Origin of the sequence: Dechloromonas hankyongensis (assembly GCF_022012295.1) — a bacterium.
Taxonomy (GTDB): domain Bacteria; phylum Pseudomonadota; class Gammaproteobacteria; order Burkholderiales; family Rhodocyclaceae; genus Azonexus; species Azonexus hankyongensis.
This window is the reverse complement of record NZ_JAKLTN010000001.1, coordinates 1,204,738-1,221,351: the sequence shown is the minus strand read 5'-3', so window position 1 is coordinate 1,221,351 and position 16,614 is coordinate 1,204,738. Positions and strand designations below refer to the sequence as shown.

General features: G+C 63.0%; 16 protein-coding genes. All 16 read right to left on the bottom strand.

Annotation, left to right across the window (positions count from 1 at the left end):
- Positions 1 to 2: 2 nt before the first annotated feature.
- Positions 3 to 1,106 (bottom strand): phospho-N-acetylmuramoyl-pentapeptide-transferase, encoded by a 1,104-nt coding sequence (gene mraY, locus LZ012_RS05810; RefSeq protein ID WP_275708516.1) that lies wholly within the window; start codon positions 1,104 to 1,106, stop codon positions 3 to 5.
- On the bottom strand, positions 1,106 to 2,476 hold the full coding sequence (locus tag LZ012_RS05805; RefSeq protein ID WP_275708513.1) for a UDP-N-acetylmuramoyl-tripeptide--D-alanyl-D-alanine ligase: 1,371 nt from the start codon (positions 2,474 to 2,476) through the stop codon (positions 1,106 to 1,108). The genes mraY and LZ012_RS05805 overlap by 1 nt, the downstream gene beginning before the upstream one ends.
- Positions 2,473 to 3,951 (bottom strand): UDP-N-acetylmuramoyl-L-alanyl-D-glutamate--2,6-diaminopimelate ligase, encoded by a 1,479-nt coding sequence (locus LZ012_RS05800; protein ID WP_275708511.1) that lies wholly within the window; start codon positions 3,949 to 3,951, stop codon positions 2,473 to 2,475. The genes LZ012_RS05805 and LZ012_RS05800 overlap by 4 nt, the downstream gene beginning before the upstream one ends.
- Complete coding sequence (locus LZ012_RS05795) at positions 3,948 to 5,696, bottom strand: peptidoglycan D,D-transpeptidase FtsI family protein (protein ID WP_275708509.1); 1,749 nt, start codon at positions 5,694 to 5,696, stop codon at positions 3,948 to 3,950. Before LZ012_RS05795 ends, LZ012_RS05800 begins: the two co-directional genes overlap by 4 nt.
- Positions 5,696 to 5,980 (bottom strand): cell division protein FtsL, encoded by a 285-nt coding sequence (gene ftsL, locus LZ012_RS05790; protein ID WP_275708507.1) that lies wholly within the window; start codon positions 5,978 to 5,980, stop codon positions 5,696 to 5,698. The genes LZ012_RS05795 and ftsL overlap by 1 nt, the downstream gene beginning before the upstream one ends.
- Entirely contained in the window at positions 5,980 to 6,906 is a 927-nt protein-coding gene (gene rsmH, locus LZ012_RS05785; protein ID WP_275708505.1) for a 16S rRNA (cytosine(1402)-N(4))-methyltransferase RsmH, read from the bottom strand. Before rsmH ends, ftsL begins: the two co-directional genes overlap by 1 nt.
- A complete protein-coding gene (gene mraZ / locus LZ012_RS05780; protein WP_275708503.1) occupies positions 6,903 to 7,349 on the bottom strand; it encodes a division/cell wall cluster transcriptional repressor MraZ in 447 nt (148 codons plus the stop codon). The genes rsmH and mraZ overlap by 4 nt, the downstream gene beginning before the upstream one ends.
- A 304-nt stretch (positions 7,350 to 7,653) precedes the next feature.
- A complete protein-coding gene (locus LZ012_RS05775; protein WP_275708501.1) occupies positions 7,654 to 9,519 on the bottom strand; it encodes a diguanylate cyclase in 1,866 nt (621 codons plus the stop codon).
- Positions 9,520 to 9,694: 175 nt separating this feature from the next.
- Positions 9,695 to 10,396: a DsbC family protein gene (locus LZ012_RS05770; RefSeq protein ID WP_275708499.1), complete on the bottom strand. Its 702-nt coding sequence runs from the start codon at positions 10,394 to 10,396 to the stop codon at positions 9,695 to 9,697.
- 9 nt (positions 10,397 to 10,405) lie between these two features.
- Positions 10,406 to 11,569 carry a UbiH/UbiF family hydroxylase gene (locus tag LZ012_RS05765; RefSeq protein WP_275708497.1) on the bottom strand — a complete coding sequence of 388 codons (1,164 nt, stop codon included), beginning with the start codon at positions 11,567 to 11,569 and terminating at the stop codon, positions 10,406 to 10,408.
- Positions 11,570 to 11,609: 40 nt separating this feature from the next.
- Positions 11,610 to 11,981, bottom strand: coding sequence for a hypothetical protein (locus tag LZ012_RS05760; RefSeq protein ID WP_275708494.1), 372 nt, complete (start codon positions 11,979 to 11,981; stop codon positions 11,610 to 11,612).
- 58 nt (positions 11,982 to 12,039) lie between these two features.
- Positions 12,040 to 12,339 carry an HU family DNA-binding protein gene (locus LZ012_RS05755; protein WP_275708492.1) on the bottom strand — a complete coding sequence of 100 codons (300 nt, stop codon included), beginning with the start codon at positions 12,337 to 12,339 and terminating at the stop codon, positions 12,040 to 12,042.
- 217 nt (positions 12,340 to 12,556) lie between these two features.
- A complete protein-coding gene (locus LZ012_RS05750; RefSeq protein WP_275709635.1) occupies positions 12,557 to 13,195 on the bottom strand; it encodes a NapC/NirT family cytochrome c in 639 nt (212 codons plus the stop codon).
- The gene (locus LZ012_RS05745) at positions 13,195 to 13,635 is read right to left on the bottom strand and encodes a nitrate reductase cytochrome c-type subunit (RefSeq protein ID WP_275708490.1); all 441 of its coding nucleotides are present in this window, start codon (positions 13,633 to 13,635) and stop codon (positions 13,195 to 13,197) included. Before LZ012_RS05745 ends, LZ012_RS05750 begins: the two co-directional genes overlap by 1 nt.
- Before the next feature lie 66 nt (positions 13,636 to 13,701).
- Positions 13,702 to 16,218 carry a nitrate reductase catalytic subunit NapA gene (napA, locus tag LZ012_RS05740; protein ID WP_275708488.1) on the bottom strand — a complete coding sequence of 839 codons (2,517 nt, stop codon included), beginning with the start codon at positions 16,216 to 16,218 and terminating at the stop codon, positions 13,702 to 13,704.
- Positions 16,215 to 16,475, bottom strand: coding sequence for a chaperone NapD (locus LZ012_RS05735; RefSeq protein WP_275708486.1), 261 nt, complete (start codon positions 16,473 to 16,475; stop codon positions 16,215 to 16,217). Before LZ012_RS05735 ends, napA begins: the two co-directional genes overlap by 4 nt.
- Positions 16,476 to 16,614: the final 139 nt, after the last annotated feature.

The window sequence follows — 16,614 nt, the reverse complement described above, 5'->3', positions numbered from 1 at the left end:
GTTCAGCGCAGCTTCAGGGTAGACAGCCCGATCAGCACGAGCATGATGGTGATGATCCAGAAGCGGACGACGACCTGCGTCTCCTTCCAGCCGGTCTGTTCGAAGTGGTGGTGCAGCGGCGCCATGCGCAGGATGCGCCGCCCCTCGCCGTACTTCTTCTTGGTGTATTTGAAGTAGCTGACCTGCAGCATCACCGACAGGGTTTCGATGACGAAGACGCCGCCCATGATGAGCAGCACGATTTCCTGGCGGACGATGACGGCGATGGTGCCGAGCGCCGCGCCGAGCGCCAGCGCGCCGACGTCGCCCATGAACACTTCGGCCGGGTAGGCGTTGAACCACAGGAAGCCGAGACCCGCCCCGGCGATGGCGCCGAGCAGGATGCACAGTTCGCCGGCCCCCGGCACGTAGGGAATGAGCAGGTACTTGGCATACACCGCGTGGCCGGTGACGTAGGCGATCAGCGCGAAGGCCGAGGCGATCATGACGGTCGGCATGATCGCCAGGCCGTCCAGGCCATCGGTCAGGTTGACCGCATTGCTGGTGCCGACAATCACAAAGTAAGTCAGGGTGATGAAGCCGACGACACCGAGCGGGTAGCTGATGGTCTTGATGAAGGGGATGATCAGTTCGGTCTGCGCCGGGCTCTTGGCCGAGAAGGCGATGAACAGCGCGGCGCCGATGCCGAGCACCGACTGCCAGAAGAACTTCCAGCGGCTGGCCAGGCCGTTCGGGTCACGGTAGACCACCTTCTTCCAGTCGTCGTACCAGCCGACGATGCCGTAACCCAGCGTGACGACCAGCACGGTCCACACGTACTTGTTGGTCAGGTCGCCCCACAGCAGCGTGGTGATGCCGATGGCGATGAGGATGAGCACGCCGCCCATGGTCGGCGTCCCGGACTTGACGAGGTGGGTCTGCGGCCCGTCGGTGCGCACCGCCTGCCCGATCTTCTTGGCGGCCAGCCAGCGGATGACGCGCGGCCCGGCGGCCAGCGAAATGAGCAGCGCCGTCATCGCCGCCAGCACGGCGCGCAGCGTGATGTAGTTGAAGACGTTGAAGAAGCGAACGTCCTGGGCGAGCCATTGGGCAAGAGCCAGCAGCATCAGTTTTTCTCCTCGGGAGCGACGGGTGCTGCCAGTGCATCGGCCACCCGTTCCATTTTCATGAAGCGCGAGCCCTTGACCAGCACGGTGGTGTCGGGGCCCAATTCCTTGTCGACGGCGGCGATCAGCTTGTCGACATTGCAGAAGTGCCGTGCCCCCTCGCCGAAGTTGCGCACGGCCAACTGCGACGTGTCGCCCAGCGCGAACAGGCGATCGATGCCCTGGCTCTTGGCGTAGCCGCCGATCTCGTCGTGGTACTGCCCGCTGGCTTCGCCGATTTCGCCCATATCACCGAGCACCAGCAGCTTGCGGCCAATGGTCGAGGCCAGCACGTCGATGCCGGCGCGCACCGAATCCGGGTTGGCGTTGTAGGTATCGTCGAGTATCTCGGCGCCCTGCTTGCCGGCGCGGCGCTGCAGGCGGCCCTTGACGCCGGAGAAGGCCGCCAGGCCTTCGACCACGGCGGCCAGCCCGACACCGGCCGCCAGGCAGGCGGCAGCGGCGGCCACGGCATTGCGCGCGTTGTGCCGGCCGGGGATGCGCAGCTTCACGGTGGCGACGCCTTCCGGCGCCTGCAGTTCGAGTTCGGTTTCCAGGCCGTGCTGGTGCACGACACCGACCACATCGGCGGCGCCGTCGACGGCGAAGGTGCGCACCGGACGTCCGCCGGCCATGCCGCGCCAGGCGGCGGCATAAGCGTCGTCGGCGTTGATCACCGCTACGCCGTCGGCCGGCAGGCCGTTGAAGATGGAACCCTTCTCGCGTGCCACTTCGTCCAGATCGCCCATCCCTTCGAGGTGGGCGCGCTGGGCATTGGTGAGCAGCGCCACGGTCGGCGCGCCGATGGGGGCCAGATAGCCGATTTCGCCCGGATGGTTCATGCCCATCTCGATCACCGCGGCGCGATGCGAAGCACTCAGGCCGAGCAGGGTCAGCGGCAGGCCGATGTCGTTGTTCAGGTTGCCGCGGGTGGACAGCACGGCCGCGCCGAAGGCTGCCTTGAGGATGGCGGCGATCATTTCCTTGGTCGTCGTCTTGCCGTTGGAGCCGGTGACGGCAATGACCGGCAGGTCGAACTGGGCGCGCCAGGCGGCGGCCAGACGGCCCAGGGCCAGGCGGGTATCGGCTACCACCACCGCCGAAGCGCCGGCCGGCACCTTGGCTTCATCCGACACCAGCACGGCGGCGGCGCCACTGGCCAGGGCCTGGGTCAGGAAATCGTGCGCATCGAAACGCTCGCCGGCCAGGGCGATGAACAAGGCCCCCGGAGTAATCGCCCGGGTATCGGTCGTGATGCCGGCGAGCGCTACATCGGCGCCCACCAGACGCCCCTGTACGGCGTTTGCGACTTGCGACAGCAGCCAGTTCATGCCGCGTCCTCCACTCTGTTGCGGCGCAGGGTCAATGCCGCTGCGGCCTGTTCGACATCGGAGAAGGGCAGACGGACGCCGCCCATGTCCTGATACGGTTCGTGTCCCTTGCCGGCGAGCAGGATCACGTCCTGCGCATCAGCCTCGAGCACCGCCTGGCGGATAGCCGCGGCGCGGTCGACCACGGTTTCGGCATGCGTCATGCCGGCGACAATTTCGTCGATGATGGCCTGCGGCTCCTCACTGCGCGGGTTGTCGCTGGTCACCAGCACGCGGTCGGCGCAACGCTCGGCGACGCCGCCCATCTGCGGACGCTTGCCGCGGTCGCGGTCGCCGCCGCAGCCGAAGACCACGCTGAGGCGGCCGCCGCGCGGCGTCGCCACGTCGCGCAGGGCAAGCAGGGCGTTTTCCAGGGCATCCGGCGTGTGCGCGTAGTCGATGACGACCAGCGGCTCGCCGTTGCCGCCCACCCGCTCCATGCGTCCCGGTGGCGGCGTCAGTTCCGACAGGCGCAGCGCCACGTCGGCCGCCGGCAGGCCGGCATCGAACAGCACGGCGGCAATCGCCAGCAGGTTGGACACGTTGTAGCGGCCGACCAGCGCCGTATCGACCACAGCCCGGCCATTGGGCAGAACCAGGTTGAAACGTTGACCGAAGGGAGTGTCGACCAGTTCCTCGGCGCGCACGACGGCATGGAAATCGCGGCGCGCCTCGCCGATGCTGTAGCCGAGGACGCGCATGGCCGAGGTGCTGCGCATCAACTGGCAGCCGAACTCGTCGTCCACATTGACGATGGCGGTGCGCAGGCGCGGCCAGTGGAACAGCTTTTCCTTGGCCGCGGCATAGGCTTCCATCGTGCCGTGGTAGTCAAGATGGTCGCGGGTGAAATTGGTGAATACCGCGACATCGACGCGGGCGCCGTTCATGCGCCCCTCCTCGATGCCGATCGAGCTGGCTTCCAGGGCGCAGGCGGCCGCGTGCTGGCTGCGGAATTCGGCCAGGTAGCGCATCAGCGTCGTCGCTTCCGGCGTCGTGAAGCCGGTTTCCGCCATCGCGTCCGGGAAGCCGGCGCCCAGCGTGCCGATGATGGCGCAGGGCTTGGGGTAGGCGCGGGCCAGGCACTGGCTGATGGTGGTCTTGCCGTTGGTGCCGGTGATGGCGATCAGCGACAGGGCCTCGCTGGGATGGCCATAGACGGCATGAGCCAGCGGCCCGGCCAGCGGGCGCAGCGCGGCATGCGACAGGTTGGGGACGGCCCACTCGGCATTCCAGACGAAATCGCCGCCCGGCTGCCAGAGCAGGGCGACAGCGCCCTTGGCCAGGGCATCGGCGATGTAGCGACGGCCGTCGGCCAGATCGCCGGGGTAGGCCAGGAACAGGTCGCCCGGCCGCACTTGGCGGCTGTCGTCGGCCACGCCGCTCACCACGACGCCAAGCGCTTCCAGGCGGTCGAGAATTTCGCGCGGCGTGCTCATAGCTTGCCTTTCTCGGCGTCGCTCGCCGCCACCTGGATCGGCGCATCCGGCGCGATGCCCAGGGTGCGCAGGGCGCCGCCCATGATCTGCGAGAAGACCGGGCCGGCCACGTCGCCGCCGAAGTGACCGCCGGCGGTGGGTTCGTCAATCATCACCGCCACCACCAGGCGCGGCTCGCTGATCGGCGCGATGCCGACGAAGGACGCCACGTATTTCCGGGCATAGACGCCGCCCTCGATCTTGTACGCCGTACCGGTCTTGCCGCCGACGCGGTAACCCGGGACGCGCGCCTTCGGGGCAGTGCCCTCCGGGCCGGCCGCCATTTCCAGCATGGCGCGCAGTTCGCGGGCGGTCTGCGGCGAAAAGACACGGGTGCCGTGCGGCGGTGCGTCTTCAATTTTGACCAGCGACAAAGGCATCAATTCGCCGTCGCGGGCAAATACCGTATAGGCCCGTGCCATCTGGATCAGGCTGACGGCGATGCCGTGGCCGTAGGACATGGTCGCCTGCTCGATCGGGCGCCAGTTCTTCCACGGCCGCAGGCGGCCATTCACTTCGCCCGGGAAGCCGAGATTCGGCGCCTGGCCGAAGCCAACGCTGTCGAACAGGTCCCACATTTCCTTGGGCGAAAAACCCAAGGCGATCTTGGCGGTGCCGACGTTCGACGACTTTTGAATGACCTGCGCCACGGTCAACGCGCCGTGGGGGTGGGCATCCGAAATAGTGGCCGGGCCGATACTCATCTTGCCCGGGGCGCAATTGATGATGGTGTCGAAGCGGACCTTACCCTTTTCCAGCGCCAGGGCGGCCGTAAACGGCTTCATCACCGAACCCGGCTCGTAGGTGTCGGTGATCGCCCGGTTGCGCAACTGGGCGCCGGACAGCTTTTCCCGGTTGTTCGGGTTGTAGGTCGGCCAGTTGGCCAAAGCCAGGATTTCGCCATTACGCGCATCGATGACCACCGCCCCGCCTGCCTTGGCGCTGTGTTTCTCGATCGCTTCCTTCAACTGGCTGTAGGCCAGGTACTGGATCTTGGAATCGAGCGCCAGACGGACATCCTTGCCATCCTGCGGCGGCTTGGTGGCCCCGACGTCCTCAACGATATTGCCGCGCCGATCGCGGATCACCGTGCGGCTGCCCGAGCGGCCGAGCAGGCTGTTCTGGAAGGCCAGTTCAACGCCCTCCAGCCCCTTGTCGTCGACGCCGGTGAAACCGACGATATGCGCCGTCATGTCGCCGGTCGGATAGAAGCGGCGGTATTCGCGCTCCTGATGCACGCCGGGGAATTTCAGCGCGGCGATGCGATCGGCCGTTTCCGGCGACACCTGGCGCTTGATGAAGGTGAAGGTCTTCTCGGTGGCGATCTTGCCATCCAGCTCGCGCACGCTGATGCCGAGCAACTCGGCCAGCTGACCCTTCTGCGGCGCGGTCATGGTCCGCGCATCGCCCGGAATCGCCCAGATGGTCTTCATCGGCGTGGACACGGCCAGCAGGTCGCCATTGCGGTCGATGACCTTGCCACGCGAGGCGGAAATCTCGATGTCGCGCAGATAGCGCGAATCGCCCTTCTGCTGCAGGAAATCGTTATTGATCACCTGCAGGTAGAAGCCGCGCGCCACCAGGGCGAGGAAAGCCCCCATCAGCAGCAGGCCGACCATGCGCGAACGCCAGCCCTGCAGGGCCAGCTGCAAGACCGGACTCTCGGTGAAGCGGTGACCGCGCTGCGGACGACGCCGAACCACCATCAGCGCCCCCCCTTCTTGGCCACGACCGGTGCCTGCACGACACGGCCCAAGGCATCCGGAGCGACCATGCGCAGCCGGTCGCGGGCAATTTTTTCGATACGCGGATGGTTCGCCCAGGTCGACATTTCAAGCTGCAGCTGGCCGTACTCGATATCGAGCTGACGCGCCCGCTCCTGCTCCGCCTCCAACGCCTGGAACAGCTTGCGCGCCCGGTGCTGGGAGGTCACCGCACCCAGCGCACAAACGACGACGATCAGGAGAAGGATCATATTGAAACGCAGCATCACAGCTTCTCGGCCACGCGCATCACTGCACTGCGTGCCCGCGGATTGGCCTCGATCTCAGCCGCACTCGGCTTGATCGCCTTGCCGACCAGGCGGAGCTTGGGTTTCGGCAATTGATCGGCACGCAAGGGCAGGTTCTTGGGCAGGGCATCCGGCGTCGCTTGCGCGCGCATGAAATTCTTGACGATGCGGTCCTCGAGCGAGTGGAAGGAAATCACGGCCAGACGGCCACCCGGCTTGAGCAGGTCGAGCGCCTGCGGCAGGGCTATCTCCAGCTGGCGGAGCTCTTGGTTGATATGAATCCGTAGAGCTTGAAAGCTGCGCGTCGCCGGGTCCTGCCCTGGTTCACGGGTGCGCACGGCCTCGCGTACGAGGGCCGCGAACTGACCTGTTGTGACAATAGGTTGTTCGACCCGAGCAGCCACAACCTTCTTTGCAATCTGGAAAGCAAACCGTTCTTCGCCATAGTTTCTAATGACCTCCGTTATGTCTCTCACCTCGGCCCGCGCCAGCCACTCGGCCGCCGTCTCGCCCTGCGTGGTATCCATACGCATGTCGAGCGGCGCGTCGTAGCGAAAGCTGAAGCCGCGTTCCCCGTCGTCGATTTGCGGCGACGACACCCCCACATCAAACAAAACCCCATCGACCCCCGAAATCCCGGCCTCTTGCGCCGCCTCGGCCAATTCGCCAAAGGCGCGATGCACCAACAGGAAACGGGAATCGTCAATCGCCTCGCCCGCGGCAATCGCCTGCGGGTCGCGGTCGAGCGCCACCAGGCGCCCCCGCTCATTCAGAACAGAAAGGATGCGGCGACTGTGGCCGCCGCGGCCGAACGTAGCATCGACGTAAACGCCGTCAGCCTTGATCGCCAGGGACTCTACCGCCTCATCGAGCAGCACCGTGACGTGGGCGCCGCCCTTCGTCACAGCACCAGGTCTCCGAAGCCGGGCGGCATGTCGCCCGACAGGGCCTCCGCCGCCAGGTCGTTCTGCTGCTTCCAGCCGGCCTCGCTCCAGATTTCGAAGTGCGAACCCATGCCGACCAGGTAGACGGTCTTTTCGAGCTGTGCGTATTCGCGCAGCTCCGGCGCAACCAGAATGCGGCCGGCCGAATCCGGCTCCTCGGTACGCGCATTACCGACCAGCACCCGCTTGATCGATGCGGCACGCGGATCGAGGCTGGACGCCTTGAGAATCTGGTCGCGAATCGGCGCCCAGGCCGGCGACGGGTAAAGCAGCAGGCAGCGATGCGGATGCGCCGTCAGGACGAGCGAGCCCTCGCTGGCGGCGAGCAGGGCTTCGCGATGTCTTGCCGGAATGGCAAGCCGCCCTTTCGCATCCAGATTAAGTGCCGCAGCCCCTTCGAACATCCCTCGTCTCGCTCCCCGTTTACCCACTTTTCAACACGTTTACCCACTTTAAAACAACAAACCCCCTCCGTCAATAGTGGAATCGCGAATTTTTTCTTACGCAACAAGGACTTACGCGCACTTTCAATAGTCATTTTATTGAAAATTTTTCCTTAAAAATCAAGGCACGAAAATCAACACTTAAAGTGACTTATCAGGAGTTGATCGAAGTCAAAAGTCAGCACGACGCCAGCATGCCGGCGTGGTAAAAAGTGGAGGCTAGGCGGGGAAAATTTGGCGGAGCACCGGAGAATCCGGCCGCCGCTCAGTCGCAGTGAATTGAGACCCGGTTACGACCTTCGTGCTTGGCCTGGTAGAGCGCCTGGTCGGCGCAGCGGGTCAGATCGTCGGGCGTCTTGCCGTGATCGGGATAGGCGGAAACGCCAAGGGAAATGGTGAAGGTCAGTTGGAAATTGCCGTGGGCGATTGACAGCCGCTCGACCGCCGCCCGCCACGCCTCGGCCCGCAGCATGGCAACGTCGAGCGGCATGTTCGGCAGCAGGATCAGGAACTCCTCGCCGCCATAGCGGCACGCCACGTCCTCGGCCCGAATGTCGGCCGACAGCGTCGCCGCCAGCGTGCGCAGCACCTCGTCGCCGACCTGGTGGCCGTAGGTGTCGTTGACCCGCTTGAAATAATCGATATCGAGCATGACCAGCGACAAGGGATTGCCTTCGCGCCGGGCGCGCGACACTTCACGATCCAGCGTCTCGTCGAGATAGCGCCGGTTGTACAGGCCGGTCAGGCTGTCGCGCACGGCCAGTTCCTGCAACGCCACCTGCAGGCGCCCGATTTCCTCGATCCGCGCATGCAGCTGCCGATTGCTTTCCTTCAAGGCGCGCTCGGCCGCCTTGCGCTCGCTGATATTGCGGGTGATGCCGAGGATGGTGCGCGCCACGCCGTCGGCGTCGAGCAGGTAACTGGACACCACCTCGGTCGATATCTGCGTCCCGTCCTTGCAAATCTGCTCGAATTCGCTGACCAGTACACTCCCCGCACGGTCGCCAGACGCAATGCGGCGCAGGCCGAGGTCGATTTCGCGCGCCAGCCGGGTGGCCGAATCCGGCGTCAGCCGGGCGTCGAATGGCTGCCCGACGACTTCTTCTGGCGTATAGCCAGTCATTTCGCCGACCGACGGACTGACATAGGTATAACAACGGGTCGGAATATCGATGGTCCAGATCACGTCGTGGCTGTTGTCGGCCAGCATGCGGTAACGCGCCTCGCTTTCGCGCAAACGCCCCGCCGTCGCCGCCTCCCGCCCGCCGGCGCGCAAGACGCGGATGAGAACCAGCGACAAGGCCAGGAAGAGCAGCAAACCCGCCACCGCGGCCAGCCAGGCGGTATGCCGCCAGTCGGCCAGATAATCCACGCTGGCCCGCCCGGCGGTCACGTAAAACGGATAGTCGCCCAGGCGGCGAAAGCCATAGATGCGCTCGACACCGTCAACCGCCGCCCACAGGCGTATCGTTCCCGAGCGGACCCCGGCTTCGATCTGCTCCTGCAGTGCATTATGGAGCACGGGCTTGTTGGCCGCGGCTGACACGAAGGGCCGGCGCAAGACCACCCCGCCGTCCTCCGTGCGCCGCAACGAGACCGCGCCATTGACCCCGACGCCGACACTCTCGAACCAGGACGACAGATAGGCCAGATCGAGTTGGGCAACGATCAGCGCGCGCAAACCACCGGCCTCGTCGCGAACCGGAACCGCCACGTTAAGCACCGGCCGGTTGGTCAGGCGGTCGGTCTGCACCTCGGAAAAGAAAAGACCATTCCCCGCTCCGTGCGCAAAGGCCTTGAAATAACTGCGATCGCTGAAGTCGACACCTTCGGCACGGCCTTTCGAGGCATAGAGAAGCACGCCCTGTGCATCGAGTATGCGGAAGCTATCGACCTCAGGGAACTGCCGCGCGTGAAAACCCAACTCGCGGACCACGCTGCCACGAAAATTTGCCGCCGTGGCATGGCTGCACGCATCAGCCGGCAAACCCACCGCCAGATGCTCGAGTGCCGCCTGGATACGCTGGATGGCGCCGGACAGGCGCGTCTCCAGCAAGGCAGACACGGCCACCACTTCCGCCTCGGCATTGCGCTCGACCTGGCGACGCCCTTCCTGCAGCAGAAAGGCCACCAGGAACGCAACCCCCAGCCACGTCAAGACAAAAAAGAGCACCAACCGCACTTGCGACGAGCGAAAAGCCCGCCCCACCGCTTGGCCGAATACCTCTTTTTTCATCAAGAACCGCCCTTCGGGCAGCCCTGCCGGGAACCGCCACACCCGCAATCGACGGTGTGGCGGCAGTCCATCATTTGACTTGGTTCAGCTTTTGTTCGATGCGAGCCAGGGGAACAGCTCCCGGGATGCGTTCGCCGTCGCCGAAAAACAGGGTCGGCGTACCGGAAATATTCAATTTGCGCCCGAATTCCTGGTTCTTCGTGATGGCCGACGTGTCGCAATCCTCGCGCCCAGCCGGCGCCTTGCCGTCGAGCATCCAGTCGTTCCAGGTTTTGGCGCGATCCGCCGTACACCAGATCTGGCGTGACTTGCGCACCGAATCCTCGGACAGGATGGGCAGCAGGAAGGTATAGATCGTCACGTTGTCGAGCTTCAGCATTTCCTTGGCCAGGCGCTTGCAGTAGCCGCAATTGGGATCTTCGAAAGTCGCCAGCACCCGCTTGCCGTCGCCGCGCACCTGCTTGATGGCGCGGTCCAGCGGCAATTCGTTGAATCGGATCGCCGTCAGTTTCCTCATGCGCTCTTCGGTGACGTTTTTCATCGTCTTGCCGTCGATCAGCGGGCCAACGATGATCGCCGTTGCCTTCTCGTCGGTATAAACGATGTTGCCGTCGGCAAAAACCTCGTACAAGCCGAGATAGCCCGACTTGGTAACGCTCTCCACCTTGGTGCCCAGCTTGGCTTCCATGGCCTTGCGGATATCGGCCTCGTCGGCGACGGCCAGTGAAGCGCAGGCCATGGCCAACGTCAGGGACAACATCTTTTTCAACATGGAATTCTCCTAAAGCGCACCGAGTGCATAGCGCACCAGGGCATTCTTGATGAACGGCAGGCCATTGGTCACATTCAGGCCCAGATTGCGCAACGGCCGCAAACCGGGGGACGACTCCTTGAACAGCCGGCGCAAGCTGTCGGTCGTCGTCTGCATCAACACCGTCTCTTCACGGCGGGCGCGTTGATAGCGCTGCAGGAAACGCTGTTCGCCAATGTCCTGCCAGGGCTGCGCGGCCGCCAGCAGGCCGGCCAATTCCCGCGCATCCTGAAAACCGAGATTGATGCCGTGACCGGACAGCGGGTGGATGCCGTGCGCCGCATCGCCGACCAGCGCCAGACGCGGCGCCACGGTTTGCGGCACGCGCATCAGGCGCAACGGGAAAGCGGCCGGCGGGGTCAGCAACTCCAAGTCGCCGAGAACCTGCTCGCCGGCTGCGGCAACGCGGTCGCAGAAAGCCTGCGGGGATAAAGTGCACAATTCGTCGGCATGAGCATCATTCGTGGACCAGACGATGGAAATGCGGTTCCCCGGCAGCGGCAGGTAGGCCAGCACGCCATCGTCGCGGAACCACTGGAAGGCGCAATGGCGATGCGGCTGGCCGGTGCTGAAGTTGGCCACCACGCCCTTCTCGCCGTACGAGGTGTTGATCGCCGCCAACCCGGCCGACTGGCGCACCCATGAATCGCGACCGTCGGCACCGACTAGCAGTGGGGCAGCCAAGACGGTGCCGTTAGTCAGCTGCAGGACTGCCGCATCGTGGCGGCATTCCAGGGAAGCCGGGCGCGCCGGGCAAAACAGCGTCAGATTGCTTTGCCGCTTGACGCTCTCCCAGAACTCGCAGGCCATCAACGAGGATTCGAGGATGCAACCCAGCTCCGGAACACCGGTTTCATACGCGGAAAAACCCAGCTTGCCGCCCTGGTCGCCGAATATCTGCATGGCCCGGATCGGGGCGATGCGGGTTTCGTCGAGATGGCGCCAGGCGCCGATGGCGTCGAGAAAGTCCTTGTTGGCCGGACTGATCGCGTAAATACGCGCATCCCAGCCGTCAGGGCGGCGCGGCGGCTGACTTTCCACCAGCGCGATACGCAGCCGTGCATCCCGCAACGCAAGCGCCAAACTGGCGCCGGCCAAGCCACCGCCCACAATGATCAGATCAAACTGCTGCATGTCGGCAATTATGCCGGTTCAGGGGACAGATACAAACAGATCAGGACGGGTTGCCGCCACCGCCGGACTGCGGCTTGTTCTGGCGCGGCCGACGATTGTTGTTGGTGCGCGGGCGATGCTTCTTCTGCTGCTGCCCACCACCGCCACCACCGCCGCCACCCTGCTTGCCGTGCTGCATGTTGCCACGGCCCTGGTTGCCGCCACCGCCATGCTGTTCGTTGCCGGAGATGCGATTGCCCGGTGCGAGCTGGATTTCCAGCTCGATGATTTCGTCCCATTGTTCGTCGGTGCGATCACGCTCGGGAACGGACAGCAATTCGCGCAGACGACGGCGAGTATCAATCTGCGGCGTTACGACCGGCTGATTCTCGGGAGTGTCTTCAGGGGGATTTTCAGGATTGGAATCGTTCATTGGAAACTAAAAAGCGGAGCCCGCCAAAGGCGAACCCCGCATTTAAAAAGCGCCGAAATCACTTTTTCTTGGCAGCAGCCTTTTTGGCAGCGACAGCCGCCTTGAAAGCCGTACCGGCGGAGAACTTCGGTACCGTGGTAGCGGGAATTTTGAGCGTGGCGCCGGTCTTCGGATTCTTGCCGGTGCGCGCTGCGCGCTTTGCGGACTTGAAGGTTCCGAAACCCACGAGCGTAACGGATTCGCCCTTGGTTACGGTCTTGACCACCGCGCCGATGATGGCAGACAACGCCTTGTCGGCAGCAGCCTTGGTGATACCAGCTTCTTTTGCAGCAACTTCGACCAGCTCGGATTTATTCATCTAAGTGCCTCCTGTTACCTACTAACGTTTAAGAAAACTGGCCGTCTTGACGGCAGCACGGTAAAAGTAGCATACCTTTTTGGATAGGTGTTGGCCCAGTGGGGCTTTATAGCGGGTTCTACACGATTTTTTGTAATAACCACACGCGTTTTCACCCCCTTGAAACAAGAACCCCGGTACGAGACCGGGGTTCCATTTCATGCCTCACGGATGAAGCTTACTTTTTCTCGGCAGCGTCCTCGGCCGGCTTCGGCTTGTCACCGTGCGAAATCTCCAGCGCGCCCTCGTTCTGCTTGCCGATATGCTGGTCAATCTGCGGCAACTGGTGGGCGATACCCTTGTGGCAGTCGATACAGGTCTTGCCTTCATCAAATGCCTTCGGGTGCATGCGGGCCGGACGGTCGCCTTGCTCGGTGTAGTCCATGAACGAATAGTTATGGCAATTGCGGCACTCGCGGGAATCGGCCTTCTTCATGCGATCCCACTCATGCTGCGCCAGCTCATGACGCTTCTTGTTGAACTTCTCCGGCGTATTCACGCTGCCCAGTATCTTGTGCAGGACTTCGTTGGAAGCCTGCATCTTGCGGATCATCTTCGGGCCCCATTCCTTCGGCACGTGGCAATCCGGGCAGGTAGCGCGGACGCCGGTCCGGTTGGTGTAGTGCACCGTGTTCTGGTATTCGCGGAACACATTCTCTTCCATTTCGTGGCAGGAGATACAGAAGGATTCCTTGTTGGTCGCTTCCAGAGCCCAGTTGAAGCCGCCCCAGAAAACGATGCCGCCGACGAAAATCAGCAGGACCGTGACCAGGCCGATGCGCTTGACCCAGGCGGGCGTGTATTTTTCGAGACTCATCATTCCCCCTTCTTGGTAGCCGGTTTATAGGTGTTCTCGACCAGCGGCTTGGCATCGAACTGCGGCACGTGGCACTGCATGCAGAAGTAACGGCGCGGCGAGATATTCTTCAGCTTGTTGTCCTCGCGGTCGAGGTAGTGCGACTTGGCCACCTTGGTGGCGCCGGTTTCCTCGGCGCGATCGCGGGAGTGGCAGTCCATGCACTTGTTGAAGTTCTGCGTGATGTTGTAGCCCTTGATACTGTGCGGGATCAGCGGCGGCTGCTTCTGGAAGTTGCGCTGGATATTGGACTGATCCTTCTCGGGCTTGAACATGTTGACCTTGGAGTTACCCTCGATCGTCACGCCCCCAATTTCGTTGACCAGTTCCTGCGCGCTGGCCATGCCGATGCCGCCCAAGGCGATGCCGGCGGCCAAGGCCAGAGTGGTAATCAATTTCATCTTTTCACCTCCGAGTGGCGACCGGCAGATGCCGCCGGTCGCTGTTCGTTATTGTCGTTTCGGGTATCAGGCCTTGGTCACCTTGACCGCGCACTTCTTGTAGTCCGTTTCCTTGGAAATCGGGCAGGTCGCATCCAGCGTCAGCTTATTGACCAGGCGACCGGCATCGAAGAACGGAATGAAGACCAGGCCACGCGGCGGCTTGTTGCGCCCGCGCGTTTCGACGCGCATGGTCACCTCGCCGCGACGGGAGGCGATCTTGACCTCCATGCCGCGCTGCAGGCCGCGATCGCGCGCATCGTCCGGGTGCATAAAGACAACGGCGTCCGGGAAGGACTTGTACAACTCCGGTACGCGGCGGGTCATCGAACCGGTATGCCAGTGCTCCAGCACACGGCCGGTACACAGCCACAGGTTGTACTCGGTATCCGGCATTTCCGGCGGATCCTGGTACGGCAGGGCGAAGATGACCGCCTTGCCATCCTTGTGGCCGTAGAATTTGACGCCTTCGCCCTTCTTGACGTACGGATCGTAGCCTTCGCGGAAGCGCCACAGGGTTTCCTTGCCCTCGACAACCGGCCAGCGCAGGCCGCGTGCCTGGTGGTACATGTCGAACGGCGCCAGATCGTGGCCGTGGCCGCGACCGAAGTGGGCGTATTCCTCGAACAGACCCTTCTGGATGTAGAAGCCGATCAGCTTGGAATCGTCGTTGTCGAAGCCAGGCTGGGTTTCGGTCAGCTTGTACTTATTGACCACGCCGTTGGCGTACAGCACGTCGAACATCGTCTTGCCCTTGTACTTCGGGGCCTTGGCAAGCAGATCGGCCGGCCAGACTTCTTCCATCTTGAAGCGCTTGGAAAATTCCATGATCTGCCACAGGTCGGAGCGGGCCTCGCCCGGCGCCTTGACCTGCTGGCGCCACATCTGGGTGCGGCGCTCGGCATTGCCGTAGGCGCCTTCCTTCTCGACCCACATGGCGGTCGGCAGGATGAGGTCGGCGGCCATGGCCGAAACGGTCGGGTACGGATCGGACACAACGATGAAGTTGTCCGGATTGCGCCAACCCGGGTACAGCTCCTGGTTGATGTTCGGACCGGCCTGCATGTTGTTGTTGCACATGTTCCAGTAGAAATTGACCTTGCCGTCCTTCAGGGCACGGGCCATGGCTACGGCGTGCAGACCGACCTTGTCGTTGATCGTACCTTCCGGCAGTTGCCAGATTTCCTCGGTGTGCTTGCGGTGATCCGGGTTGGTGACGACCATGTCGGCCGGCAGGCGATGCGCAAAGGTACCGACTTCGCGCGCCGTACCGCAGGCAGACGGCTGGCCGGTCAGCGAGAACGGACTATTGCCCGGCTCGGAAATCTTGCCGACCAGCAGATGCACGTTGTAGATCATGTTATTGACCCACGTGCCGCGCGTGTGCTGGTTGAAGCCCATGGTCCAGAAGGAAATACACTTGACCTTCGGATCGGCGTACAGCTCGGCCATCGCGATCAGGTCCTTGGACGGCACGCCGGAAATCTTCGACACCTTGTCGGCGGTGTAGTCGGAGACGAACTTCTTGAAGTCGTCGAAGGTGATTGGCTCGGACTTGCCGGTGTCCCCCTTCGGTTTGCCGTCTTCACCCGGATAGCCGTTGCTGGTTGCCTTCTTTTCCAGTTCGTGGGTCGGACGCAGACCGTAGCCAATATCCGTGACCCCCTTCTTGAAATTGACGTGCTTGCTGACGAAGTCCTGATTCACCTTGCCGGTCGAGATGATGTGGTGGCAGATGAAGTTCAGGATGGCCAGGTCGGTGTTCGGCTTGAACACCATCGGGATGTCGGCCAGTTCGAAGGAACGATGCTCGAAGGTCGACAGCACGCCAACCTTGACGTTCTTGTTCGACAGCTTGCGGTCGGTGATGCGCGTCCAGAGGATCGGATGCATCTCGGCCATGTTCGAGCCCCACAGGAAGAAGGCGTCGGCATGCTCGATGTCGTCATAGCAGCCCATCGGCTCGTCGATGCCGAAGGTGCGCATGAAGCCGGCCACGGCGGAAGCCATGCAGTGGCGGGCATTGGGGTCGAGGTTGTTGGAGCGGAAACCGGCCTTCCATAGTTTGGAGGCGGCATAGCCTTCCCAGATGGTCCATTGGCCCGAGCCGAACATGGCGATGCCGTTCTGGCCCTTGGCCTTCAGCGTCGCCTTGCACTTCTCTTCCATGATGTCGAAAGCCTGTTTCCAGGAGATCGGCTTGAACTCGCCATTCTTGTCGAACTTGCCATCCTTCATGCGCAGCATCGGCGTCTTCAGGCGATCCTGGCCGTACATGATCTTGGACAGGAAATAACCCTTGATGCAGTTCAGGCCGCGATTGACCGGGGCATCCGGGTCGCCCTGGGTGGCCACCACACGGCCTTCCTGGGTGCCGACCAGCACGCCGCAGCCAGTGCCGCAGAAGCGGCAAGCTGCCTTGTCCCAGCGGATGTCGTCCTTGCCGCCCTGCGCCAGCGCCGTCCCCGGAGCTGCCATCCCGGCTGCCGACATGGCGGCCGCGGCCGCATTGGCCTTGATGAAATCGCGTCGATTGAGTTTCACGCCTGTACCTCCTCGGTTTCTACTGATTCGTCGTCGCTGTACTGATAAACCATGGCCACCGTTGCGACGCCGGGAACACCATGCAGGGCTACATATTTATTGGCAGCCGATTCGAGATCGTCGTCTTCAAGCACGACAACCATTTTTCCTTCCGGGGTTTCGGCATGAATTTCCACACCGGAAAGCGCCAGCAGAGCATCGCGCGCCTCCGCCAAACGGGTGGGTGCAATGTGCAAAATGGCACTGGAAATATTCATGGGCGACAACCTCCTGAAACGCAGACGGCAGCAAGCGCTACCACGGGGCGTAATCTCTCCGAATAGTAGGGTTATTCAATTGATTTGAGTCAATTTCGCCCGGACGGATAATTCAATGTAGTACCAACGCACGGAAATC

Excerpts from the sequence above, each read along its gene's own strand:
- mraY (WP_275708516.1), bottom strand. The coding sequence starts at position 1,106 with ATGCTGCTGGCTCTTGCCCAATGGCTCGCCCAGGACGTTCGCTTCTTC.
- LZ012_RS05805 (WP_275708513.1), bottom strand. The coding sequence starts at position 2,476 with ATGAACTGGCTGCTGTCGCAAGTCGCAAACGCCGTACAGGGGCGTCTG.
- LZ012_RS05800 (WP_275708511.1), bottom strand. The coding sequence starts at position 3,951 with ATGAGCACGCCGCGCGAAATTCTCGACCGCCTGGAAGCGCTTGGCGTC.
- LZ012_RS05795 (WP_275708509.1), bottom strand. The coding sequence starts at position 5,696 with ATGGTGGTTCGGCGTCGTCCGCAGCGCGGTCACCGCTTCACCGAGAGT.
- ftsL (WP_275708507.1), bottom strand. The coding sequence starts at position 5,980 with ATGCTGCGTTTCAATATGATCCTTCTCCTGATCGTCGTCGTTTGTGCG.
- mraZ (WP_275708503.1), bottom strand. The coding sequence starts at position 7,349 with ATGTTCGAAGGGGCTGCGGCACTTAATCTGGATGCGAAAGGGCGGCTT.
- LZ012_RS05770 (WP_275708499.1), bottom strand. The coding sequence starts at position 10,396 with ATGTTGAAAAAGATGTTGTCCCTGACGTTGGCCATGGCCTGCGCTTCA.
- LZ012_RS05765 (WP_275708497.1), bottom strand. The coding sequence starts at position 11,569 with ATGCAGCAGTTTGATCTGATCATTGTGGGCGGTGGCTTGGCCGGCGCC.
- LZ012_RS05760 (WP_275708494.1), bottom strand. The coding sequence starts at position 11,981 with ATGAACGATTCCAATCCTGAAAATCCCCCTGAAGACACTCCCGAGAAT.
- LZ012_RS05755 (WP_275708492.1), bottom strand. The coding sequence starts at position 12,339 with ATGAATAAATCCGAGCTGGTCGAAGTTGCTGCAAAAGAAGCTGGTATC.
- LZ012_RS05750 (WP_275709635.1), bottom strand. The coding sequence starts at position 13,195 with ATGAGTCTCGAAAAATACACGCCCGCCTGGGTCAAGCGCATCGGCCTG.
- LZ012_RS05745 (WP_275708490.1), bottom strand. The coding sequence starts at position 13,635 with ATGAAATTGATTACCACTCTGGCCTTGGCCGCCGGCATCGCCTTGGGC.
- LZ012_RS05735 (WP_275708486.1), bottom strand. The coding sequence starts at position 16,475 with ATGAATATTTCCAGTGCCATTTTGCACATTGCACCCACCCGTTTGGCG.